The sequence below is a fragment of the Confluentibacter flavum genome (assembly GCF_002843175.1).
GTDB classification, from domain to species: domain Bacteria; phylum Bacteroidota; class Bacteroidia; order Flavobacteriales; family Flavobacteriaceae; genus Confluentibacter; species Confluentibacter flavum.
Map to the genome: position 1 here is coordinate 1 of NZ_PJEO01000034.1, position 23,582 is coordinate 23,582.

General features: G+C 35.0%; 13 protein-coding genes. 7 read left to right on the forward strand and 6 right to left on the reverse strand.

What is annotated here, in order from left to right; genetic code table 11:
• Positions 1-14: 14 nt before the first annotated feature.
• Positions 15-893, reverse strand: coding sequence for an IS982 family transposase (locus CSW08_RS09800; protein WP_106658080.1), 879 nt, complete (start codon positions 891-893; stop codon positions 15-17).
• A 180-nt stretch (positions 894-1,073) separates the two neighbouring features.
• On the opposite strand from CSW08_RS09800, the gene CSW08_RS09805 reads away from it, so the two are divergent.
• Complete coding sequence (locus tag CSW08_RS09805) at positions 1,074-3,500, forward strand: DUF4982 domain-containing protein (protein ID WP_106659711.1); 2,427 nt, start codon at positions 1,074-1,076, stop codon at positions 3,498-3,500.
• Between the two features lie 39 nt (positions 3,501-3,539).
• On the opposite strand, the gene CSW08_RS09810 is transcribed toward CSW08_RS09805, so the two are convergent.
• The 5 genes from CSW08_RS09810 to CSW08_RS09830 form a co-directional block, all read right to left on the reverse strand.
• Positions 3,540-6,311 (reverse strand): alpha-amylase family glycosyl hydrolase, encoded by a 2,772-nt coding sequence (locus tag CSW08_RS09810; RefSeq protein ID WP_106659712.1) that lies wholly within the window; start codon positions 6,309-6,311, stop codon positions 3,540-3,542.
• Positions 6,312-6,453: 142 nt separating this feature from the next.
• Positions 6,454-7,914 carry a SusE domain-containing protein gene (locus tag CSW08_RS09815; RefSeq protein WP_106659713.1) on the reverse strand — a complete coding sequence of 487 codons (1,461 nt, stop codon included), beginning with the start codon at positions 7,912-7,914 and terminating at the stop codon, positions 6,454-6,456.
• A 19-nt stretch (positions 7,915-7,933) separates the two neighbouring features.
• A complete protein-coding gene (locus CSW08_RS09820; protein WP_106659714.1) occupies positions 7,934-9,028 on the reverse strand; it encodes a SusE domain-containing protein in 1,095 nt (364 codons plus the stop codon).
• A 16-nt stretch (positions 9,029-9,044) separates the two neighbouring features.
• Positions 9,045-10,646, reverse strand: a complete 1,602-nt coding sequence (locus CSW08_RS09825; RefSeq protein WP_106659715.1) for a RagB/SusD family nutrient uptake outer membrane protein — start codon at positions 10,644-10,646, stop codon at positions 9,045-9,047.
• Between the two features lie 11 nt (positions 10,647-10,657).
• Entirely contained in the window at positions 10,658-13,570 is a 2,913-nt protein-coding gene (locus CSW08_RS09830) for a SusC/RagA family TonB-linked outer membrane protein (RefSeq protein ID WP_106659716.1), read from the reverse strand.
• Positions 13,571-13,880: 310 nt separating this feature from the next.
• On the opposite strand from CSW08_RS09830, the gene CSW08_RS09835 reads away from it, so the two are divergent.
• From CSW08_RS09835 to CSW08_RS09860, 6 genes are all read left to right on the forward strand, one after another.
• A complete protein-coding gene (locus CSW08_RS09835) occupies positions 13,881-14,972 on the forward strand; it encodes a LacI family DNA-binding transcriptional regulator (protein WP_262496548.1) in 1,092 nt (363 codons plus the stop codon).
• Positions 14,973-15,103: 131 nt separating this feature from the next.
• Complete coding sequence (locus tag CSW08_RS09840) at positions 15,104-16,462, forward strand: MFS transporter (protein WP_106659718.1); 1,359 nt, start codon at positions 15,104-15,106, stop codon at positions 16,460-16,462.
• Between the two features lie 50 nt (positions 16,463-16,512).
• A complete protein-coding gene (gene pgmB, locus CSW08_RS09845) occupies positions 16,513-17,181 on the forward strand; it encodes a beta-phosphoglucomutase (protein WP_106659719.1) in 669 nt (222 codons plus the stop codon).
• Positions 17,181-19,490, forward strand: a complete 2,310-nt coding sequence (locus CSW08_RS09850; protein WP_106659720.1) for a glycoside hydrolase family 65 protein — start codon at positions 17,181-17,183, stop codon at positions 19,488-19,490. Before pgmB ends, CSW08_RS09850 begins: the two co-directional genes overlap by 1 nt.
• Before the next feature lie 37 nt (positions 19,491-19,527).
• Positions 19,528-21,642, forward strand: coding sequence for a glycoside hydrolase family 97 protein (locus CSW08_RS09855; protein WP_106659721.1), 2,115 nt, complete (start codon positions 19,528-19,530; stop codon positions 21,640-21,642).
• Positions 21,643-21,732: 90 nt separating this feature from the next.
• Entirely contained in the window at positions 21,733-23,580 is a 1,848-nt protein-coding gene (locus tag CSW08_RS09860) for a glycoside hydrolase family 13 protein (RefSeq protein ID WP_106659722.1), read from the forward strand.
• The last annotated feature ends 2 nt before the right edge of the window (positions 23,581-23,582 follow it).

Genomic DNA, 23,582 nt, shown 5'->3' on the forward strand with positions numbered 1-23,582 from the left:
ACTCGTTGTGCATTTTAAATAATGCTAATTTTAATATTGTTGATGTTTCTATCAAAAATAAACTTATTGATATATTGAATTGTTGTAAGGGCCGCTATTTTAGATAGGATCCTAGTCTTAAATCCTCGAAAAGACTTGGCATAATTACGTCTTATCATAAATTGGTCACATAATTGTGAGAACAATGTCTCTATTCTTTTTCTCTTTTTTCTGAAAATGTAAGGTTGTTTTTTATAATCTTTTTGATTGCTTCTCATAGGTGTATTTAGCTTTATGTTACAGGTTTCAAACAAATTGAGCTGTATTTCTGCTGATAGATACCCTCTATCTCCAATTAAAGTGCAATCGCCCATTTGTGCTTTAATGTCCTTAAGGTAATTGACATCGTGTACCGATGCAGGGCTCAAATCGACACTTTGAAAAACACCTTTAATAGAACAGACGGCGTGCAGCTTATAACCATAATAATTGGAACCTTGGGAGGCACAATAGCCTTTGTCAGGAAAAGCATAGGCATCCTCTTTACAGACTCTCGAACGGGAACTTCGTGATAATTTACAAACCTCTAAAGGCATACTGTCCACTATAAAATAATCTTCAAATTCATTAAAATGAGAGGCTAATCTTAATCGGATATCATCCATGTAACCTACTAATTTCCGTCTTCTTCGATTGTAGACGCTCCTGTCTATTTTTGAGGCAATAATGACAGGGAGCTTTCTAAATAAATCATTCTCACTATCTATTCCCATAAATTCAGCTGTTAAGCTTAAACAAATCAGTTCCAAATCACTCAGCTTCGGTCGACGTCTTTGATAGTCCAAAAGTTGTTCTTTTGATATTTTTTGTAATACTTCCAATATTCTTTCGTAATTTGCATTTAAGTTGTTCATAATTAATGTTTTATCGCTAAAACAATTTACTGATTATCAGTAATATGGACAACTTTTTTCTTTTAAATCATAATGCACAACGGGTTATAAATTCATTTTAATAACCTGTAATTTTGGAATATAGTTTTACTATTAAAAACTAGTAATTCAATTTTTTCGAAACATAATAGTAAGTTTTATATGCAACAAAAAAATTTTTTTCTCCTTATATTCTTAATCCTTATACAAGTGTCTTTTTCACAGGTAAGAACAATAAAAGAATTAGACGCCAATTGGAAGTTTCAAAAAGGAGATTTTGAAAATGCTTTTCAAGTTGGTTTTGATGATTCTAAATGGGAAAACGTAACCATTCCCCACGATTGGGCTATTTACGGTCCTTTTGATAAAGAAATAGACAAACAAGATGTAGCCATTGTTCAAAACGGAGAAAATATAGCTTCAGAAAAAACAGGAAGAACAGGTGCTTTACCACACATTGGGTCAGCTTGGTATCGAAATAAGTTTACCTTATCTTATTACGAAAAGAACAAAAAGGTGATTTTACTTTTTGAAGGTGCTATGAGCGAACCTCAAATTTATTTAAACGGCAAAAAAGTAGGAGCGTGGGCTTATGGTTACAGTTATTTTTATTTTGATGTTTCAGAATTTATTAAAGAAGGCGAAAATACGTTAGCAGTAAAATTAACAAATAAAGAATTTGCTTCCCGGTGGTATCCCGGAGCGGGCTTATATCGTAAAGTTAGTGTGATTGTAAAAAACAAGGAAAGCATCAACCAATGGGGCACATTTATAACAACGCCTTTTATTAGTAAGGAGGTTTCTAAAGTAAATATTAAATCAAAGACATCGGGAGAAAATGTTCGTTTAGTTACTGCCATTTATGATGCAGATGGACAAAAAATTAGTTCAGAAGAAGCAACCACTCAATTTGGGAATGAATTCGATCAAAATATCAAAGTTCAAAATCCTAAATTATGGAGTCCCGAAACGCCATATTTGTATAAAGCAGTGTCTCAGTTGTTTGTTGGTAGCGAATTGAAAGATGAGGTGTCAACGCATTTTGGAATTAGAGATATAAAATATGAAGCTAACAAAGGATTTAGCTTAAATGGGGAAGTGAGAAAGTTTAAAGGTGTTTGTTTGCACCATGATTTAGGGCCATTGGGAACCGCAATAAATAATGCGGCATTGCGTCGCCAATTAACCATTTTAAAAGATATGGGATGCGATGCCATTCGCAGCTCTCATAATATGCCCTCATTCGAACAGTTAGAATTATGTGACGAAATGGGTTTTATGTTTTTGGCAGAAAGTTTTGATGAATGGGCAAAACCAAAGGTTAAGAATGGCTATAACAGATTTTTTGAAGCATATGCAGAGAAAGATATCGTGAATTTAGTACAAGCCACCAGAAACCATCCTTCAATTGTGATGTGGAGTTCTGGAAATGAAGTGCCAGATCAGTGGGGAGAAGAAGGCGTGAAACGTGCAAAGTGGCTGCAAGACATTTTTCATAGAGAAGATCCAACACGACCTGTAACTGTTGGTATGGATCAAGTAAATGCAACCATGGAATCTGGATTTGGAGCATTACTGGATGTTCCCGGATTAAATTATCGCTTACATTTATATGAAGAGGCGTTTAAAAAATTCCCTCAGGGGTTTATATTAGGCTCTGAAACTGCTTCAACTGTTAGTTCTAGAGGTATTTATAAGTTTCCTGTCGTTCAAGAAAAAAATAAACAATATGATGACCTTCAGTGTTCTTCATATGATTTGGAAGCATGTAGTTGGTCTAATGTGCCAGACGAAGATTTTGTATTGCAAGATGATAAACCGTGGGTTATTGGTGAGTTTGTATGGACTGGTTTTGATTACTTGGGAGAGCCTACACCTTATGATGAAAGTTGGCCATCACGTAGTTCTTATTTTGGAATTTCAGATTTAGCGGGACTTCCTAAAGACCGCTTTTATCTATATAGAAGCCGTTGGAATACAGCGGACGAAACCTTACATGTTTTACCTCATTGGAATTGGGAAGGACGTGAAGGTGAAACAACCCCTGTTTTTGTGTATACCAGTTACAATAGCGCCGAACTTTTTGTGAATGGAAAAAGCATGGGCATTCAAAAAAAGAATGCATCAACAGCTCAAAACAGGTATCGTTTAATGTGGATGGATGTAAAATATGATCCCGGTACCTTAAAAGTTGTTGCTTTTGATGATGAAGGAAACCCCGTTGCTGAAAAGGAAATACATACAGCTGAAAAGCCTTATAAGATTATATTAAACCCAGACAGAAAAACAATTAAAGCAGATGGTAAGGATTTATCTTTTGTTGAGGTTTCTGTGGTTGATAAAAACGGCATTCCTTGTCCAACCGCAACCAATCAGTTAAAATTCAAGGTAAAAGGAGAAGGAATGTATCGAGCAGCATGCAATGGCGATGCCACCTCATTAGAACAATTTCATTTGCCAACCATGAAACTTTTTAGTGGTAAGTTGGTGGTATTGGTGCAATCTACAAACCAATCAGGAAATATTGAATTATCAGTAACAAGCAATGGCTTAAAAAGTGGTAAATTGAATTTGAATTCCCATAAATAATTAGGTAACAGCTAGGCTTGTTTTTAAATCGAACTCACCTTAATTTAATTTTACAATTTTAAAAGTATTTTTTGTTTCAAGGTTATTGTCCATTTTTACTATGTATACACTTGGAGGTAAACTTGAAATATTGAAAGCATGATTTTTACTAAAATGCCCTTCAAACGTTTTAACAAGTTTTCCTGTAATGTTATATATGATAATATTATTTACATCTTTATTTACCGAAAATGTATCTATTACTGGGTTGGGATATAATTTAACGTCTTGAGATTCATTTAAAGTATTAGTGCTTAAGTTTTGGTTTTGAGAATATAATCGGTATTCACCGGGTTGCAAACTTAATAAAGCTGTTGGGTTGGTAACATTTAATGTGTTTCCAGAAAACATGTCGTACCAGTTTCCTGTGGCGGGGAAGTTCGGATTTACAGATTGCGTAGTAACATCAAAATTTGCTACAATAACAACATCAAAACTCCCAACATTATCGCTTAAATTAATGCGTTTTACTAATCCGTTAACGTTTAATAAATAGTCATCTGTGTTAAAGGTATTAGGAAATTGCTTTTTTAACGACATCATTTTTGCGGTAATATCATGCAAATCTTGTCGGTCTGTTTCAGTATCATAACCCAGTGTCCACGCAACAGGTTTTCTCTCTAGTCTACAGCTACCATCATTTATATTTGAAGCACAATTAATACTTTTATCGTAACCAAGTTCTCCAAACTGCCAAAGCATTTTAGGACCGGGGACGCCATAAAAAATAACGGTGGCGGCTTCTTGTCGGTCTAATGCAGTGCTTAAGGTTTTTACATTGTAGCCACCACTCGAATTGCCATAGGCTAAATTTTTAACCATTAAACGTTCTTCGTCGTGACTTTCCATATAGCCGACGACATGTGGGTTGTTCCAGCCTCGGTTTTTATATGATAGCCAAGAAACATCGGCTTCTGAACTATAGCCCATTGTATTTTGATTAAAATTATGGTTAAGATTCCCCCAAAGCATGATGCCGTAATTAGCTAATTCTGTTTCTTCAGAATTATCGGATAAATGCTCAAAAATAACATAAGCTTCATTTCCTGGGTCTTGATTCCATACATGATCTGCATACGCCTTTAAATTTGCTATTCTATCGGCATCGTAGGTACTTGCCCAATTGTTAGCCCCATAATAAAGGGTGTTTGAAAGCCCTTTGGTAAAATCAAAACGGAAACCATCAATCTTATATTCATCCATCCAAAAACTTAAAACATCATTGAAAAAGTTGACTGTATAGGTAGATTCATGGTTGAAATCATACCCCCAATGTGCACTAGTGTTATCAACTAAATTGTGGTTTTGATTATAATAAGGGCTATTTGCTGCAGGGCGGTTATTTACGCCATCCCAATACATTTGCAATAAAGGTGATTGGCTGTATGAATGATTAAAAACAACATCTGTAATAACGGCCATACCTCGGTTATGGCATTCATCAACAAATTGTTTTAAATCATTATTGGTGCCATATGCTTTATCTAAAGCCATATAAAATGAAGGGTTATAACCCCAGCTATCATTACCTTCAAACTCATTAATAGGCATAAGTTCAATAGCGGTAACGCCTAAGTTTTGTAAGTAATCTAGATGAGTCATCGCTTCCTGGTAGGTGTCACTCTCAGTAAAATCTCTTAAAAGCATTTCATAAATAACAAGATTTTCCTTGTTTGGCTTGGTAAAAGACGTGTTTTGCCAATTATAAGATGCTTCATTGATTTTGAAAGTAGAAACTATTCCTGTTGTTTCATCTGTTGGATATCCCATTAAATTAGGGTAGGTGGTAGTTGGTATATATTGATCATTATTAGGGTCAAGAACTTTTTTGGAATAGGGGTCGGCTACTTTTAAATTGTAATCAATAATATATTGATAGGCGTATTCGGTATCTGGGTCTAATCCGTTTACCGTTAACCAGAAATGATCCCCATCTTTTTTCATTTGGTAAGTTTCATTGAGTATCCAGTTATTAAACCCCCCAACTAAGAATACATCGGTTTTAAAAGGCGCTTCTAGAACAAAGGTTACTGTACCATCACCATTGTTATTATAGCCTTTTTTTAAGCCCGTTGGTATGGTTTGATTTTGTGTAGTTGTTTTTACATATACTGAAATAGCTTTTTGTTTGGTTTCACCATTTTGAGATGCCAATGCTTCAATAGTATAACTTCCTGTTGACGTAAACGTATATGAGGTTGAAATTGAAGTCGTGTTTGAAGCTGTTTGTATGGAAGTGTTATTAACTTTCAATTCTAAATCGGCATTAATACTTGATGCAGCACTAATGGTAATATTATCGTTTAAATTATAAACGGCACTGTTTATAGGATTTGTAATAGTAACGTTTAAGCCTTCGGCATAGATAGGAATGAAAATATCGGGCCTGGATTGGGCATTTCCTGCACTGTTTCTAAACACAATAGCAATATGGGTAACAACCTCACCAGTAGTTGTGCTGTAAAAAGTTGGGATATCTGGAGTTATGGTTAATTGATAAGTATTTGTGCCAGTTCGGGTTAACTTTGGTTGTGTGGTATTATTTCCCCAACTTCCTATAACATGCTTCCAATCGGTATTGCTTGTTGAAGCCGTAGTTATGACTCCGGTATGCGCATAGACATCGCCTGTATAACCATCTAATTCGGTTCCAGCAGCATTAAACGTAATGGTAATAGCATCTGTAGCAGTTGGTATGGTAGGGATGGTGGTAACTACTTGACCATAAATTACCGATGTAAACAATAAAAAAAGTGCGTATAATTTTTTCATAGTCTGTTTTTATATTTTGTAAAAAAAGGCTGATGTATATCAGCCTTTTTTAATATGTTTAAAAACGTTTTTGATGCTGTTTAATTAATCTATTTTTGTCTAATAATCTGTATCGATTTTTTAGGACTAGTCAAAAAAAAATCTAATTTGGAATAATTAGGTAACTGCCATCTAAATCGTTGAACCAAACATCATAACTACCGGATGGTGCTGTAAAAGGGAAGTTATTTCCGTCACCTAAAAATGCTTTGCCATAAAGTTCTGTGGAGCCTGTGTATCTCCAAACATTAGTCCACATATCATTGGCTCTTATTAGAAACTCCTCACCATTAGTGAAATTAACAGCTAATGAATACCATAAATGAGGATTGTTTGGATCTTGAGTGAAGTTAACTTCATCACCATCACCCCAGCCACCAATAGCCTGTCCTATAAGACCCATAGTTGTATAAGTTGCAGCACTTGTTGCATCATAAGGTGTTACCGTAAAGCTGCCTGATTCACCAACTGTTGTCATATTGTAGGTGTAGTACCCAGCAGAAGCGACATTAAATGTGCCAGGGTCTGATCCACCACCAAGATTTACAGCTAATGAAGAACCATCATTTGTGCCCCATTGTGGTTGCCATTGCCCCTTAGTTTCTAATAATTTGAATGCTCCAGCCTTGAAGTAACCAGTAAATACATAAGAATTTGGAACATCTTGATTTCTGAACATGGGTGTGTTATTGTTATTGTTGTCCCAACCAGGTGTTGTAGCATCACCAACCATGTATAAATTGGGGAAGCTTGCGAGGTAAGGTGTTACAGAAATAGTTAAAACTTCAGAAACTCTTTCTAGAATATTGCCATTAGAATTCGTGTTTTTTGCTACAACTCTAATGTCCATATTCCCTGAAATTTCTGGAGCCAATCCAATTCCAATGGCAACAGCATTTAAATCGGCATGTGTCGATGAAACCATCGTACCGTTTGTAATTGAGCCTAAAGAAACTGGAACCGCAAAGTCTGTTCCTTCTAAGGTAGCTTCAACAGTGTAATTTATATCAACTCCAAGAGTAGAAGATAGTGCAAGATCTGTCCATTCAACTGTAATAGCCGTTTCGTTTGAAGTACTTAAAGATAGTACGAAAGCGTCATTTACTGATGGACTCGTTATTACAGGTGCTTCAGTAGGGTAGGTGGTCACTAAATATTGTATCACATTACTATATGTTCCACTTCCATTTACTCTTAAATAAACAGCAACATCTGTATAGTTTGTAGCACCAGCACTTCTTATAGCTGCATTTAAATCTTCAACATTTATTGTATAAGATTTAGCACTTACACTCCCTAAATCAACTATGGTTGTTAATTCGGGATCTAATGACATTTCAATATCATAAGTAGAACTTCCAGTTAAATCATCGTTCCATGAGATTGTTAATGCTGCATTGGTTGGTGTTCCAAAATTTAAAAACACATTACTAATGCCTGGTTCTTGTAATACTAACGCAGGTTCGGGTGATGTTATTTGGATGCTTTCCTCGGTTTCACAAGCTATAAAAACAAAAGCAAGAGAGAGAAAAAGGACGCCTAATTTTTTTATATATAAATTCATATCTATGTTCTTTTAATGATTATAAATTCAACGGAATAAGGATATAATGGCCTGTAAGGTCATTAAACCAAATATCATAATCGTCCTCTACAACAACTGGAATATTTCCTCCATTTTCTGTAGCTTGTCCAGAAAATTCTGTACTACCCGCCCAAACAGCATCTGTATTGGTTTTAAATTGTAAATTGCCAGGCACTAAGTGAATATTGTTTAAATACCAGATGTGGCCATCAAAACCTAATTGATTCATCGCTGTTGTTGTGCCAGCAGAACCTTGAACACTCATACCTGTATAATTTGTAGCTCCTGTAGCATTATAAGGTGTAAAAGAAAATGTTTTTGCAGAAAAGTTTATGGTAAACGTATAAAAACCTGCTGCTGCAATTGCCGAATTATTATTAGGAAACGTTCCAGGATCGGTTCCAGTGCCAGGGTTTACATCAATAGTTGTTTTGTCGTTTGTTCCCCATTGTGGTTGCCAAAGTCCTTTAAATTCTAATAGTTTAAATTCGCCTGCAGTAAAATATCCTGTATAATAATATACGTTAGCATTTGAACCATCTCTAAACATAGGTGGATTGTTATTATTGTTATTCCAATCTGGAGCTGTGGCATTGCCTACTAAATAATAATCTTTAAACTTATAATTAAAGTAAGGATATACACTAAAACTAATACTATTGGAAGCCACCGGTAATCCGTTTTGTGTTCCAATAGAAGATGTTATTCTAGCGTATAGTGAATTCCACGCAAAAGGCGGCAGACCAACAGTGCCTGCTGCAGCATTTAATTCGTTAACAGATAATGTGACCGTATTATTTCCATTGACTGTTGCTGCTGTGGTAACATTAGTAAAAGCTTCGTCTGCAGAGATTTCTAGACTATAATTAACCGATGCTTGTTGTCCATAATCGGCTGTTGTCCAGTTAAGTGTTATAGCGGGATTGTTAATATTTACCGGATCTAACTCTATATTGGTAATAGATAAATTGGATAAAACAACAGGCTCTGTACTTGAAGCCACAAAAGTGTCTGTGGTATCAGTACATGAACTAAACAGCAAAAATGTAAATGCTGCTAGCATTGAAATTGATATATTTTTCAAATTTTTCATTGTCATTGTTTTTTAATTAATACCCAGGGTTTTGGGTAAGATTAGGATTTGCAGCTATGCTTGCTGTAGGTATAGGATACACTTTAAAGTGTGCAGGAAGTGAAATACCATTGCTACCATTGCCTTTCCAGACCCAGTTGTAATTACCACCTGTAAATTTACCATAGCGAATTAAGTCTTGTCTTCTGTGGGCTTCCCAATGTAACTCACGCGCTCTTTCATCTAAAATAAAATCTAAGGTTAAATCGCTTGAAGTAATAGTATTTGAGTTGTTTGCTCTAGTTCTTAAAGCATTTACATACCCAACAGCTGTAGATAGGCTACCTCCACCACCTCTTAAGTGTGCTTCAGCATACATTAAATACACATCGGCCAATCTAAATAATGGAAAATCAGTATCAACAAAAGTTTGGTCTATCCCAAAAGTTCCTGTAGAAGTGGCGTTGGAATATTTTTGCAGGATATAACCAGAATCTCTATCAGAGATATCGGTAATTTCAATAGATCTTCCGCTAGAAATGATTGTGTTTCTATCATCATTAGCAAAGGCAGACCCAAATAGGTTAGCAAGTTGTTTTCTTACTCTAAGCGCACCGCCCCAGCCACCAGGACTTACCCCAACTTCGGTACCATTTACTTCAATACTTCCAACAGAACCGTTAATCATAACTGTAGTTGGCCCGTAGTTTTGAGTTGTTAAACCATCGGAAACGATTGGAAAAATAATCTCGTTTGTAGCAGAATTTGTGTTGTTGTCTGCCATGAAATTGTGGAGGTAATTAGTTGCTAATGTGTAGCCATCGCCAATTATTTTTTCGCAGTAACTAACACAATCTGTATAGCGGTTTTCGTTAATATAAACTTCAGCATTTAAGTACATTTTGGCTAAAATCATGTATGCCACCGATTTATCGGCCCTTCCGTATTGGTTTTGTCTAGAGGCTATTAAATCGGTATCAATAGCTTTTAATTCGGTTTCTATAAAACTGAATAACTGTGCTCTATCGTATACCGGTGGTTGTGAGTTAAGGGCATCATCTTCGGTTACGAAATTTGCTTTTCCAAAAATATCCATCATATAATAATAAGCCATAGCTCTCATTAATCGTGCTTCAGCTCTATAGGCAGATATCTCGCTTCTAGTGGCTGTAGATACATTTCTAGCATCTAATTTTGCATCGGTAGTTTCTCTTAAAAAGTTATTAGCCAATGCTATTGATAAATGTGCTCTACTAAACATGCCTAATAGTAATGGGTTTTGGGCAGTCCATAGGTTTCTTTGAATTTCTCTGGTGCCTGGGTCGTTTTCATAAGACCAAATCATTTCGTCTGCCGATAGTGTTTGTACATATAATAATACACGTCCAAATTGACTCGTTCCAGCATCAATGTTTTTAAGGTTAGAACTTCCGGCGCCATCTGTGCCTGTTAAAGCTAAATTGGCATAAATGCCTGCTAACACTTGTTCGTAAGCACTTTCGTTTAAAAAAAGCTCTTCGCTTAATGTTGTTTGGTCGTCATTAGGAGTAATATTTAAATCGTCTGTACAAGCTGTTAATGTAGCTATACAAATACCTATTAATCCAATTGTTTTGTATATTTTAAATCTTGTTTTCATAGTTGTTTTTATTAAAATTTAAAATTAGCTCCAGTTAAAATGGTTCTAGGTCTTGGGTAAATTAAATTATCAATCCCGCCAAACACCTCTGGATCTAAGCCACTATAATTCGTGATGGTAAATACGTTTTGAACGCCACCCCACAAACGGATGCTTTTTAAAGATTTAGAGACGTTATTAAAAGTATAACCCAAGGTAATATTATCCAATTTTAAGAATGAAGCATCTTCCAAATAGATGTCTGATATGATAACATCAGAGGTTCTTTGGAATGTGGTGTTCAATACAGAAGTTGGTAAATTGGCTAATACTGAATTGTCTAGAATACGCTCATATTGCGCTCTTGAAGAGTTTGCATTGTTGTAAGCATAGTTACCAATATTTGCTCTTAAATTAAAAGATAAATCTAAATTTTTGTAATTAATATTTGATTGGAACCCTAAAATAACATCGGCATTTGGGTTTTCTTTTAAATAGCGGTCGTCATCGTTAATAATGTTATCGCCATTTAAATCGGCGTAAGCACCTTCAATTGGATTTCCAGAAGTGTCGTATAGTTGTTTGAAAACACTAAACGAATTAGGGGCTTCACCTTCTCTTAATAATTGAATATTGTTTCCAGTACCACCAGCAATACCACCTGTTCTTACATCTTGGCCTAAAGCAAGTTTTTTAATTTCTCTGTTTAAAAAAGTAGCATTAAAGTTGAAATTAATATCAAGGTCCTCGTTTTTAACGACATCGGTATTTGCCGAAAACTCTATACCTTGTATCTGTAATTCGCCAATATTTTGAATGATACTATTGGAAAAGTTAGTGCCATCTGCAACCGATGCTGTAAATAATAAATCTGTTGAGTTTTTTTGGAAAAAGTTTAATGAACCCGAAATCCTATCATTAAATAAACCATAATCTATACCAAATTCTATAGTGCTTGTTTCTTCCCATTTTAAGTCTGGGTTTATTTCAGAAGCAATTAAAGATTCAATTACTTGGTTATCAAATTGGTATTGAGAGTTTTGGTCGCCACCTCGGTAACGGTTTAAGAATATATCGTTATTACCGCTTATGTCTTGTTGCCCAGTAATACCGTAACCTACTCTTAATTTTAAGTTAGAAATAGTGTTGTTGTCTTTTAGGAAGTCTTCATCACTCATGTTCCATGCAAAAGCAGCGGCAGGGAAATTACCCCATCTATTAGTTTCGCTAAAACGCGATGTTCCATCTCTTCTATAGGTTAAGGTAAGTAAGTATTTATCTTGTAAAGTAAAATTAGCTCTACCAAAAAAACCAATTAAAACCACATCTGGGTCGGCAAATGTGCTTGGAAAACTGGCAGAATCTCTTTGATTACCTGTGTTCCCACCGTTATTTGTGAATTTTTGATATGAGTAACCCGTCATTAACTCTGTGCGAATGTTACCAAATTCATCGGTATAATTTAAATAACCATCAAGCGATTTGTTGGTTCTTTTTTGAAAGCCCAACGATGAATTTCCTTTAACAGGGTCGTTAGTAGCAACTAAAGTAGATGTGTAATCTATCGACTTCGATTCTGTTTCATCATAACCAATATTTACCACAGCTCTTAATTCTGGTAAGAAATGAAACTTATAATCAAAATTTAAGTTTCCATAGCTTCTGTTAGCATCACCATAGTTCTCTCTTTGTAAAAGCGATGCGACAGGGTTTGTTGTACCGTTTGAAAGTAAAGACCCATTTCTATGTTGATAAAACCCACCAAAAGGAGATGATGGATCATAAACTGGATGTGTTGGGTCGTAACCCAAAGCAGCTCCAATTTGTCCTGTGTCTCCAAAACGGTTATCTTCGAATGCTAGGTTTGCATTTAAGTTTATTTTTAAATGATTGTCTAATAAAGTAGGATTTAATGCTACACCTAAATTTCTTCTTTCAAATTCTGAAGTTATCAAAGCACCTTCTTGATTGGTTGTTCCAAAAGAAAAACGTGCAGGTATGGCTTTAAATAGCGACCCTTGCATGGAAACGTTGTGTAGCGAAGATACGGTATTTCTAAAAATTTCATCTTGCCAATCGGTACTAGCACTACCCAATAAACTTTCATTTAGGGTTGAACCATTAATAGGCTGTGATGCTATTAATTGTCTAAACTCATCTCCAGAAAATACACCTATTCTATCGGTTAATTCTCCAAAACTATATTGGGTATCATAAGTGGCACTAAAGGTTGCTTTACCTTTTTTAGTTACAATAATAATAACGCCATTAGATGCTCTAGAACCATAGATGGCTGTAGATGAAGCATCTTTTAAAACCGAGAACGATTCAATATCGTTAGGGTTTATGGTGGCCAAAATACCATTAGAACCGTTAACACCATTATTATCAATTGGTAGCCCATCAATAATAATAAGCGGATTGTTGGAGGCATTAATAGAAGAGCCTCCCCTAATTCTAATTTCAGATCCCGATCCTGGTGAACCGCTTGTGTTTATACTCACACCCGCAACACGACCACTTAAAAGGTTTTCTGGGGTTACAATATTCCCTCTGGTAAAATCTTCAGATGTTACCGATTCAACTGAGCCAGTGGCATCCTTTTTAGTCGTAGATCCATATCCAATAAGCACAATTTCAGATAATTGAGATGTATCTTCTTCTAATACGACATCCAAAACGGCTTGTCCTGAATAAATAATTTCTTGTGATTTATAACCTATAAAAGAAAATTGTAGCACATCGCCGTTATTTACTTCAATTTGATATTCACCATCAAAATCTGTAGCTGTACCTGCGTTCGTGCCTTTAATAAGGACATTAACCGCTGGAATAGGTAAAGATGTAGATTGTTCTGTTACTGTTCCTTTTAAATTTGTTTGTGCTTCTAAGATGGTGGGCACAAAAAGCAGAGAAAACAGTATGGCATTAATAATTGTCTTCATACATTTTTAGTTAAAGTCTTAAGTTTTAGTTTAGTTATATTTTCACTTCTCAAGTCAAAACTATGTAAAGGAATTGTAAAGAAATAATTATAAGTTACGAAATATTTAACGAAAACGTTTTCGTGTTGACAACTTTTTAATAAAAGTGACTTATTTTGATAAAATCATAATACCATAATCAAAATAATTAAGATGATATCTTCATACAAAAAGATAAAATTTGTTATTTTAGTAAGAATTCGACACCGATAAATAAGCGATAAAATGCTAGGAATTAGTGATATGTTTACTAGCTATTGGCATTTGACAAATAAAAACAATAAGATTAATGAAAAGAAAGATCACATTAAAGCAAATTGCGAGAGAGCTAGACGTCTCAATTTCTACTGTTTCTAAGGCTTTAAGTAATAGCAAAGAAATTAGTGAAGACACCACTCAAAAAATTCAGGCCTTTGCAAAACTATATAATTACAAAGCCAATAACATAGCTCTTAGTTTAAAAAACAGAAAGACAAAAACCATTGGTATTTTAATTCCGGAAATTGTACACCATTTTTTTTCAACGGTTATAAGAGGCATAGAAAGGGTTGCCAATAGGCGTGGTTATAACGTTATTGTAGGGCTATCTAATGAGTCGTTTACCAAAGAAATTATTAATATGGAAATGCTAGCGAATGGCAGTATTGACGGGATTATTCTTTCTATTTCCAAAGAAACTTTACTGAAACAGGATTATCATCATTTTAATGCGACCATCAATCAAGGGATCCCTATTGTCATGTTTGATAGGGTTGTAAATGAAGTTGATTGCGATAAGGTGATTGTTGATGATTTTAACGGAGCAGTTAAGGCCGTTAAGAAACTTGTTGAGAATGGTTGTAAAAACATAGCTCTTATTACCACCATGGATTATGTTAGTGTTGGTAGGTTAAGAACTCAAGGGTATTTGGAGGCTTTGGGTTTAAGTGGTATCGAGGCAAATTCTAATCTCATATTAAAGATTGATGATAGTTTGGATGTGGAAAACCATTTAGATATTTTAGAAACTGAAATTACACAGTTTTTTAAAGCAAATCCAAATATTGATGGCTTATTTGCTGTAAATGAGCTTTATGCAGTATCTGCTATGAAGGTAGCTAGGAAGTTGGGGCTTACCATCCCAGACGACATGCAAGTGATAGGTTTTACAGATGGAGTCCTGTCAAAACATGCCACACCTAGCTTAACAACGGTGAGCCAACATGGTCAAAAAATGGGTGAACAATCTGCCAATTTATTGATAGATAGATTGGAGGCTGAGGATAACGATAATGAGCAATATTTTACTAATAACCCTAAAGATCATGATTTCATAAAAGTGGTTATTGAGACCGAAATAATTGAAAGAGAATCTACTAAATAAAAATTTATTTGGAAGAATAAATTTTTATTATATATATTTGTACCCGAATCAAAACTTATATTTTCACTTCTCACAATAAGTTTTGATAAGTAAGTCGCTTATCAAATAGTATTAATATAACATACTATTTAATGGAAAAGCGTAGATTAAGTTTCCTGCAAATTTGGAACATGAGTTTCGGATTTCTGGGAATTCAGATGGGTTTCGCCCTTCAAAATGCCAACGCCAGTAGAATACTTCAAATTTTCGGAGCCGATGTTCACGAACTATCATGGTTTTGGATAATTGCACCCCTTATGGGTCTAATTGTTCAACCCATAGTAGGTCATTACAGCGATAAAACATGGGGACGCTTTGGCAGAAGAAAGCCTTATTTCTTAGTTGGAGCTATTTTAGCATCTATAGGTTTGGTGTTAATGCCACAGGCCGATATATTTATTGCGTTTTTGCCAACACTTTGGATTGGGGCAGGAATGCTCATGATTATGGATGCCTCTTTTAATATTGCCATGGAGCCTTTTCGGGCTTTAGTTGGTGACAATTTAAGAACAGACCAACGTACTTTAGGATTTAGTGTTCAAACAGCTTTAATTGGGTTTGGTGCGGTGATTGGTTCTTGGCTACCTTATGTACTTACTAATTGGCTTGGCATATCTAATGAAACATCAGCAGGTGTTGTTCCAACAAACTTAATCTTATCATTCATTATTGGCGCTGTCATTCTGATCATTTCCATTTTAGTGACGGTTTTAACTACTAAAGAATATTCACCAGAAGAACTAGCAAGTTTTGAAGATGAGCAAATGCATTCCGACACCATCACAAAAGATGGTCAAGAAGAAAAATCTAGTTTGCTCGATATTTTTGATGACTTCAAAAAAATGCCAACAACCATGCGCCAACTAAGTTGGGTGCAGTTCTTTTCTTGGTTTGGGCTTTTTGGAATGTGGGTTTTTGCAACTCCAGCTATCGCACAGCACATTTACGGATTACCACATACAGATAGCAGTAGCACTGCGTATCAAGATGCGGGTGATTGGATAGGGATTCTATTTGGTGTTTACAATTTAGTATCTGCGTTCTATGCGTTTGCCTTGCCATATATAGCTAAAAAAATAGGAAGAAAACGTACCCATTCCATCTCTTTAATAATTGGTGGCTTAGGCTTGCTGTCCATTTATATTATGCCAGACAAAAATTGGCTCATCGTTTCCATGATAGGGGTAGGTATTGCTTGGGCAAGTATTCTGGCCATGCCTTATGCCATTTTAGCAGGTTCGATATCACCTAAAAAAATGGGCGTTTATATGGGGATTTTTAATTTTTTCATAGTCCTTCCACAAATAATCAATGCGTTAATTGGTGGGCCTCTTGTAAAATACGCTTACGGAAATCAAGCCATATTTGCTTTGGTAATGAGTGGCGTTAGTTTTTTAATAGCAGCATCATTAGTCTATAAAGTGAAAGACGTTGATGATGTTGTACAATAAAATAATAAATAAAAAATATGCTCTCTCTTTCGGAGAGGGTTAGGAGATAAATGAGTAAAATAGGAGTTATATTCGATTTAGATGGTGTTATTGTAGACACCGCAAAATACCATTATTTGGCTTGGAAAAACCTTGCAGATAGTTTGGACTTTGAATTTACCGAAGCGCATAACGAGTTGTTAAAAGGTGTGAGTCGTGTAAGGTCGTTAGAAATTTTGTTAGATATCGGGAAAGTTCAATTATCCGAACAAAAAAAACAAGAGATATTAATTAGTAAAAACGAAGAATATCTTGGATATATAATGAAAATGAATACGGATGAAATTCTTCCTGGTGCAGAAAAACTGCTAAATACTTTAGATGATTTAGGTGTCAACTACGTACTAGGTTCCGCAAGTAAAAATGCCGAATTAATTTTAAAACAAGTTGGGTTATACCATCGTTTTTTTGGGATTGTAGATGGCAATGCTGTTTCAAAAGCAAAACCAGACCCCGAAGTGTTTTTAATTGGAGCCAAAAAACTGAATCTTCTTCCTGAAAGCTGTATCGTATTTGAAGATGCCATTGCAGGTATTGAAGCCGCTAATAAAGCAAATATGACTTCTGTAGGAATTGGAGATAAAGAAACCCTTAAAGAAGCCGATTTTAATTTTAATAGTTTAATAGAAATACCTGAAGATTTTTTCAGCAGATTTCTTTCAGAAAAAATTAAAAAATAATGAATCAAGATTATATAAAACCAGATCATTGGTCAATTATAGAAGAAGGGTTTGATGCATCTCGCGTTAAGTCTTCTGAGAGTTTATTTAGTATTGGCAATGGTGCCATGGGGCAACGTGCAAATTTTGAAGAGCAGTATTCTGGTCATACCTTTCAAGGGAGTTACATAGCAGGCGTTTATTACCCAGACAAAACCAGAGTGGGGTGGTGGAAAAATGGCTATCCAGAATATTTTGCCAAGGTACTTAATGCCCCAAGTTGGATTGGGATTGATGTTATTGTAAATGGCGAGCCACTCGATTTATATATGTGTAAAAAAGTAGAAGACTTTAAGAGGGAACTTAACATGAAAGAAGGTTGGTTGTCAAGAAGTTTTAACGCAACACTTCAAAATAATACGATAATTCATGTTGAAGCAAAACGCTTTTTAAGTTTAGAATTTGACGAACTTGGGGCTATTCAATACCGTGTGAAACCTATAAATATAGATGCAGAAATTATATTTCAGCCTTATTTAAGTAGTGGCATTAGCAATAAAGACACGAATTGGGATGATAAGTTTTGGGATACCTTACACGTAAAACACGAAAATCAACAAGCCTTTATTCAGGCAAAAACCATGAAGACAGATTTTCATACCTGTACATTTATGGAATCTCAATTATTTTTAAACGAAAAAGAAGTTGTTTTACTGCCAAGTGTTAAAACCACCGAAACATCCATTTCTTTTAGTTTTAAACAGCAAGTAAAAGCAAATGAAACAGTTGCCATTCATAAGTTTGGTGGTTATACAGTAGATAGAAACCACGAAAAAGAGGAATTAATTTCAGCAGCAAAAAACGTATTAAAAACCGCTGTGAATTTAGGTTTTAACGCCTTGTTAGAAACCCAAAAACAGGCTTGGGCAAACATTTGGGACATGGCCGATATAACCATTCAAGACGATGTAAAAGCACAACAAGGCATCCGTTTTAATATTTTTCAATTAAATCAAACCTATTTAGGTAAAGATTCGCGTTTAAATATAGGGCCTAAAGGTTTTACAGGTGAAAAATATGGGGGCAGTACCTATTGGGATACCGAAGCCTATTGCATCCCGTTTTACATGGCAACAAAAAATCAGCAAGTGGCAAAAAACCTATTGGAATACCGCTATAATCATTTAGAAAAAGCCATTGAAAATGCCCAAAAGTTAGGTTTTAAAAACGGAGCAGCTTTATACCCAATGGTAACCATGAATGGTGAAGAATGCCATAACGAATGGGAAATTACGTTTGAAGAAATACATAGAAATGGTGCCATTGCTTTTGCTATTTATAATTACCACCGCTATACGGGAGATTATAGTTATATACCAGAAAAAGGCTTAGAGGTTTTAATAGGGATTGCTCGTTTTTGGCAACAACGTGCTACATTTTCAACAGACAAAAACCAGTATGTTATTTTAGGTGTTACGGGACCTAATGAATATGAAAACAACGTCAACAATAATTTTTATACCAATTATTTAGCACAGTGGTGTATTTATTATGCTTTAGAAAATATTAGTAAGATTGAAGCAGATTATCTTCCAGATTATACCCGAATAATGAGTAAGGTCCACTTATCTGAAAGTGAATTAATAGATTGGAAAGCAGTTGCAGAGAATATGTATTTTCCATATTCTGAAAAGCATCAAGTCTATTTACAGCAAGATGGTTTTTTAGATAAAGAATTAATTACGGTGACCGATTTAGATAAATCGCATCGTCCCATCAATCAAAAATGGAGTTGGGATAGAATCTTGCGCTCGCCTTATATAAAACAAGCCGATACCTTACAGGGATTATATTTTTTTGAAGAACATTTTTCTATAGAAGAATTAGAACGTCATTTCGATTTTTATGAACCATTTACAGTTCACGAAAGTTCGTTATCGCCTTGTGTACACAGTATACAAGCTGCGAAGTTAGATAGAATGGAACAGGCTTATACCTTTTATTTAAGAACATCGCGTTTAGATTTAGACGATTATAACCACGAAGTTCACGAAGGACTACACACAACGTCTATGGCTGGAACTTGGATGAGTATTGTAGAAGGTTTTGGAGGTATGCGTGTTAAAAATAACACGTTGTCATTTACACCAAAAATACCAAAACAATGGGAAGGGTATTCGTTCAAAGTGAATTTTAGAAACCATATTTTGAAGGTAAGTGTTAATCAAAATCAAACAAATTTTGAATTAATAAGCGGTGATGTACTAGAAATTTTAGTGAACAATAAGTCTCTAGTGCTCCAAAAGAAACAATTGCAAACATTAAATTAATGTATTGTTTAGTACGTATAATTTTAAAAATTAAAAAATGAAATCATTTATGATAACCCTTGCCGTTTTGATTTCGGCATTTAATCAACTCCATGCACAAGAATTAAAATCACCTAACGCAGAACTAACCATGCAGTTTTTACTTGATAGTGATGGAGCACCAACCTATAAACTATCTTATAAAAATAATGCTGTTGTAAAACAAAGCCGTCTAGGTTTGGAATTAAAAAATGATAACAAATCATTATTAAATGATTTTACAATTTCAAATACAGAAACAGCAACGTTTGATGAAACTTGGCAACCTGTTTGGGGCGAGGTGAAAGCCATTCGAAACCATTATAATGAATTAGCGGTTACTTTAACCCAGAATGAAACCGATAGAATAATTGTTATCCGTTTTCGAATGTTTAACGAAGGTTTAGGGTTTCGCTACGAGTTTCCTGCTCAAAAAAACTTAGTGTATTTTGTAATCAAAGAAGAGAAAACACAGTTTGCCATGACAGGAGACCATACAGCATTTTGGATTCCGGGAGATTACGACTCTCAAGAATACGATTATACAGAATCCAAACTATCTGAAATTCGTGGAAAATTTGATAGTGCAGTAACAAGTAATGCATCTCAAGAACAGTTTTCCAAAACAGGTGTGCAAACCGCCTTAATGATGAAAACCGATGCTGGATTATATATAAATATTCACGAAGCGGCATTAATCAATTATTCTTGTATGCATCTAAATTTAGATGATAAAAACATGGTTTTTCAATCTTGGTTAACACCAGATGCCGTTGGCGATAAAGGCTATATGCAAGCACCTTCAAATTCACCTTGGAGAACTATTATGGTAAGTGATGATGCACGAGATATTTTATCATCTAAAATAACATTAAACTTAAACGACCCTTGTGCAATAGAAGATACTTCTTGGATTAAACCAGTAAAGTATATTGGCGTTTGGTGGGAAATGATTACAGGGAAGAGCTCTTGGGCTTACACAGATGAATTGCCTGCAGTACAACTTGGGGTTACCGATTATACTAAAGTAGAACCAAACAAAACACACGCTGCAAACAATACCAAAGTGAAACATTATATAGATTTTGCCGCACAACATGGCTTTGATGCCGTTTTGGTTGAAGGTTGGAATGAAGGTTGGGAAGATTGGTTTGGAAAATCTAAAGACTATGTGTTCGATTTTGTAACGCCGTATCCAGATTTTGATGTAGAAGCGATTCATGCGTATGCAAAATCTAAAGACGTTAAAATGATAATGCACCATGAAACGTCGGGCTCGGTTAGAAATTATGAACGTCACATGGATAAAGCTTATCAATTTATGAATGACAACGGTTATGATGCCGTAAAGAGTGGCTATGTTGGCGATATCTTACCAAGAGGCGAACACCATTATAGCCAATGGATTGTAAATCATTATCAATATGCTATTGAAAAAGCGGCCGATTATAAAATTATGGTCAATGCACACGAGGCCATTCGCCCTACAGGCATTTGTAGAACCTATCCCAATTTAATAGGAAATGAATCTGCTAGAGGTACTGAATTTCAAGCCTTCGGAGGTTCTAAACCTAATCATGTTACCATATTGCCATTTACGCGTTTAATTGGTGGCCCTATGGATTATACCCCAGGAATTTTTGAAATGGATATTAGTAAATTAAACCCTAACAATAATTCTCATGTAAATAGCACGCTTGCAAACCAGTTGGCATTATATGTTACCATGTACAGCCCCTTGCAAATGGCGGCCGATTTACCTGAGCATTACGAACAATTTATGGATGCCTTTCAGTTTATAAAGGATGTGGCAATCGATTGGGATGAAAGTGTTTATTTAGAAGCAGAACCAGGCGATTATATTACCGTAGCTCGTAAAGAAAAAGGTGCTAACAATTGGTTTGTTGGTAATGTTAATGGTAATGAAACCAGAACATCAAATATAACATTCGATTTTTTAGAAAAAGGTAAAAATTATATAGCAACCATTTATGCCGATGCCAAAGAGGCACATTATAAAACCAATCCGCAGGCTTATACCATTAAAACAAAAAAGGTTACTAGTAAATCTAAACTATCGCAAGTATCTGTTGCAGGTGGTGGTTATGCCATTAGTATTATAGAAGTTAAATAGTGAAATTAAAAAAATAGACTTATGAATTACCATCTAAAAAAGAAACAAAGAGGTAAGCAATTAATTTTTATTGTTTTAATATTTCTATTTATGGGCATGTTAGGACATGCTCAATTAGAACGGGTTGAGCCATTAAATTGGTGGGTGGGTTTTAACAATCCTCAATTGCAATTGTTGGTAAAACACCCAAATATTTCTGAAGCTATGCCTAGTATATTGTATAAAGGCGTTACTGTTAAAAAAGTTCATAAAGCCGATAGTCCTAATTATTTATTTATCGATTTAGAAATAGATAAAACGACTAAAGCAGGAACATTTGATATCGTATTTAAGTTTAAAAATGGCAATGAAATAAAACAGCCATACCAATTTAAAGCAAGACCAAAATCCGCAGAAAATTATGTAGGATTTAATAGTTCGGATGCTATTTATTTGATTACACCCGATAGGTTTGCAAATGGAGACGCATCTAATGATGTAAACCAAGATTTACTGGAAAAAACTATCGACAGAACCAACGATTATGCACGACATGGAGGTGACATAAAAGGAATTACAAATCATTTAAATTATATTGAAGATTTGGGATTTACGGCTATTTGGCCCTGTCCATTATTAACTAATGATATGCCTCAAAGCTCGTATCATGGTTATGCCATGACTGATTTTTATGAAATAGACCCACGTTTTGGAACTCTAACGGAATACATAGAATTATCTCATGCTGCACAAAAAAAAGGGATTAAATTAATTATGGATCAAGTGGCAAATCATTGTGGCTTGGAACACTGGTGGATGAAAGATTTACCTTTTAAAGATTGGGTAAATTATCAAAAAAACTATGAAGACAATAAAGCTAATTGGAATGATAAAGTAACCATTACTTCTAATCACAGGAGAACCACAAACCAAGATAGATACGCTTCAAAAAATGACCATGAAGAAATGGTTAATGGTTGGTTTGTTCCTGGAATGCCCGATTTAAACCAACGTAATCCGTTTATGGCAAAATACATCATTCAAAATAGTATTTGGTGGATTGAAATTGCTGGTTTAGGTGGTATTCGTCAAGATACCTATCCATATCCAGATAAAGATTTTATGAGCCAATGGGCAGGAGCTATTATGAACGAATATCCAAAATTTAGTATAGTAGGAGAAGAATGGAGCACAAATCCTCTACTTATTGGTTATTGGCAAAAGGATGCTAATAACAAAGACGGGTATCAGTCCAATTTGAAATCGCCTATGGATTTTGCCATGCAAAACCAAATAGTGAATGGGTTGAATGAAAGGGAAAGTTGGGATACCGGCTTAGTTAAAATGTATGACGGGTTGGCAAACGACTTTCATTATACAGCTCCTAAAGACATTATGATTTTTCCAGATAACCATGATATGAGTCGTATTTTTACCCAATTGAAAGAAGATGTAGTTAATACCAAAATGGCACTGGCATACATCTTAACATTGCCTAGAATTCCACAAATATATTACGGCACTGAAATTTTAATGAACGATACCGCAAAACCAGGAGATCATGGTTTAATACGTACCGATTTTCCTGGAGGTTGGGAAGGGGATGACGCAAATGCGTTTACAGGTGAAGGCTTAAACGAAGCCCAAAAAGATATGCAATCCTTTGTAAAAAAAGTGTTGAACTATCGCAAAACCAGCAAAGCCATTCATGAAGGGAAAACCATTCATTTTGCACCAAAAGAAGGTGTTTATGTACTGTTTCGAATGGCAGAAAACGAAACGGTAGTTCATATCATTAATAAAAATGAAACACCAATTAAATTGGATTTAAAAAGATTTGAAGAAGTTGGTTTAGGAGGAAAAATGGTGAAAAATATTATTAGTAGCGAACAATTTATTTGGGAAGATAGTATAGCTATAAACAGTAAAGGAAGTATTTTGTTAACAACAAAAAAATAAAA

Bases quoted from the DNA above. Each gene is read 5' to 3' on its own strand.
- CSW08_RS09800 (WP_106658080.1), bottom strand. From the start codon at position 893: ATGAACAACTTAAATGCAAATTACGAAAGAATATTGGAAGTATTACAA.
- CSW08_RS09805 (WP_106659711.1), top strand. From the start codon at position 1,074: ATGCAACAAAAAAATTTTTTTCTCCTTATATTCTTAATCCTTATACAA.
- CSW08_RS09810 (WP_106659712.1), bottom strand. From the start codon at position 6,311: ATGAAAAAATTATACGCACTTTTTTTATTGTTTACATCGGTAATTTAT.
- CSW08_RS09815 (WP_106659713.1), bottom strand. From the start codon at position 7,914: ATGAATTTATATATAAAAAAATTAGGCGTCCTTTTTCTCTCTCTTGCT.
- CSW08_RS09820 (WP_106659714.1), bottom strand. From the start codon at position 9,028: ATGAAAAATTTGAAAAATATATCAATTTCAATGCTAGCAGCATTTACA.
- CSW08_RS09825 (WP_106659715.1), bottom strand. From the start codon at position 10,646: ATGAAAACAAGATTTAAAATATACAAAACAATTGGATTAATAGGTATT.
- CSW08_RS09830 (WP_106659716.1), bottom strand. From the start codon at position 13,570: ATGAAGACAATTATTAATGCCATACTGTTTTCTCTGCTTTTTGTGCCC.
- CSW08_RS09840 (WP_106659718.1), top strand. From the start codon at position 15,104: ATGGAAAAGCGTAGATTAAGTTTCCTGCAAATTTGGAACATGAGTTTC.
- pgmB (WP_106659719.1), top strand. From the start codon at position 16,513: ATGAGTAAAATAGGAGTTATATTCGATTTAGATGGTGTTATTGTAGAC.
- CSW08_RS09850 (WP_106659720.1), top strand. From the start codon at position 17,181: ATGAATCAAGATTATATAAAACCAGATCATTGGTCAATTATAGAAGAA.
- CSW08_RS09855 (WP_106659721.1), top strand. From the start codon at position 19,528: ATGAAATCATTTATGATAACCCTTGCCGTTTTGATTTCGGCATTTAAT.
- CSW08_RS09860 (WP_106659722.1), top strand. From the start codon at position 21,733: ATGGGCATGTTAGGACATGCTCAATTAGAACGGGTTGAGCCATTAAAT.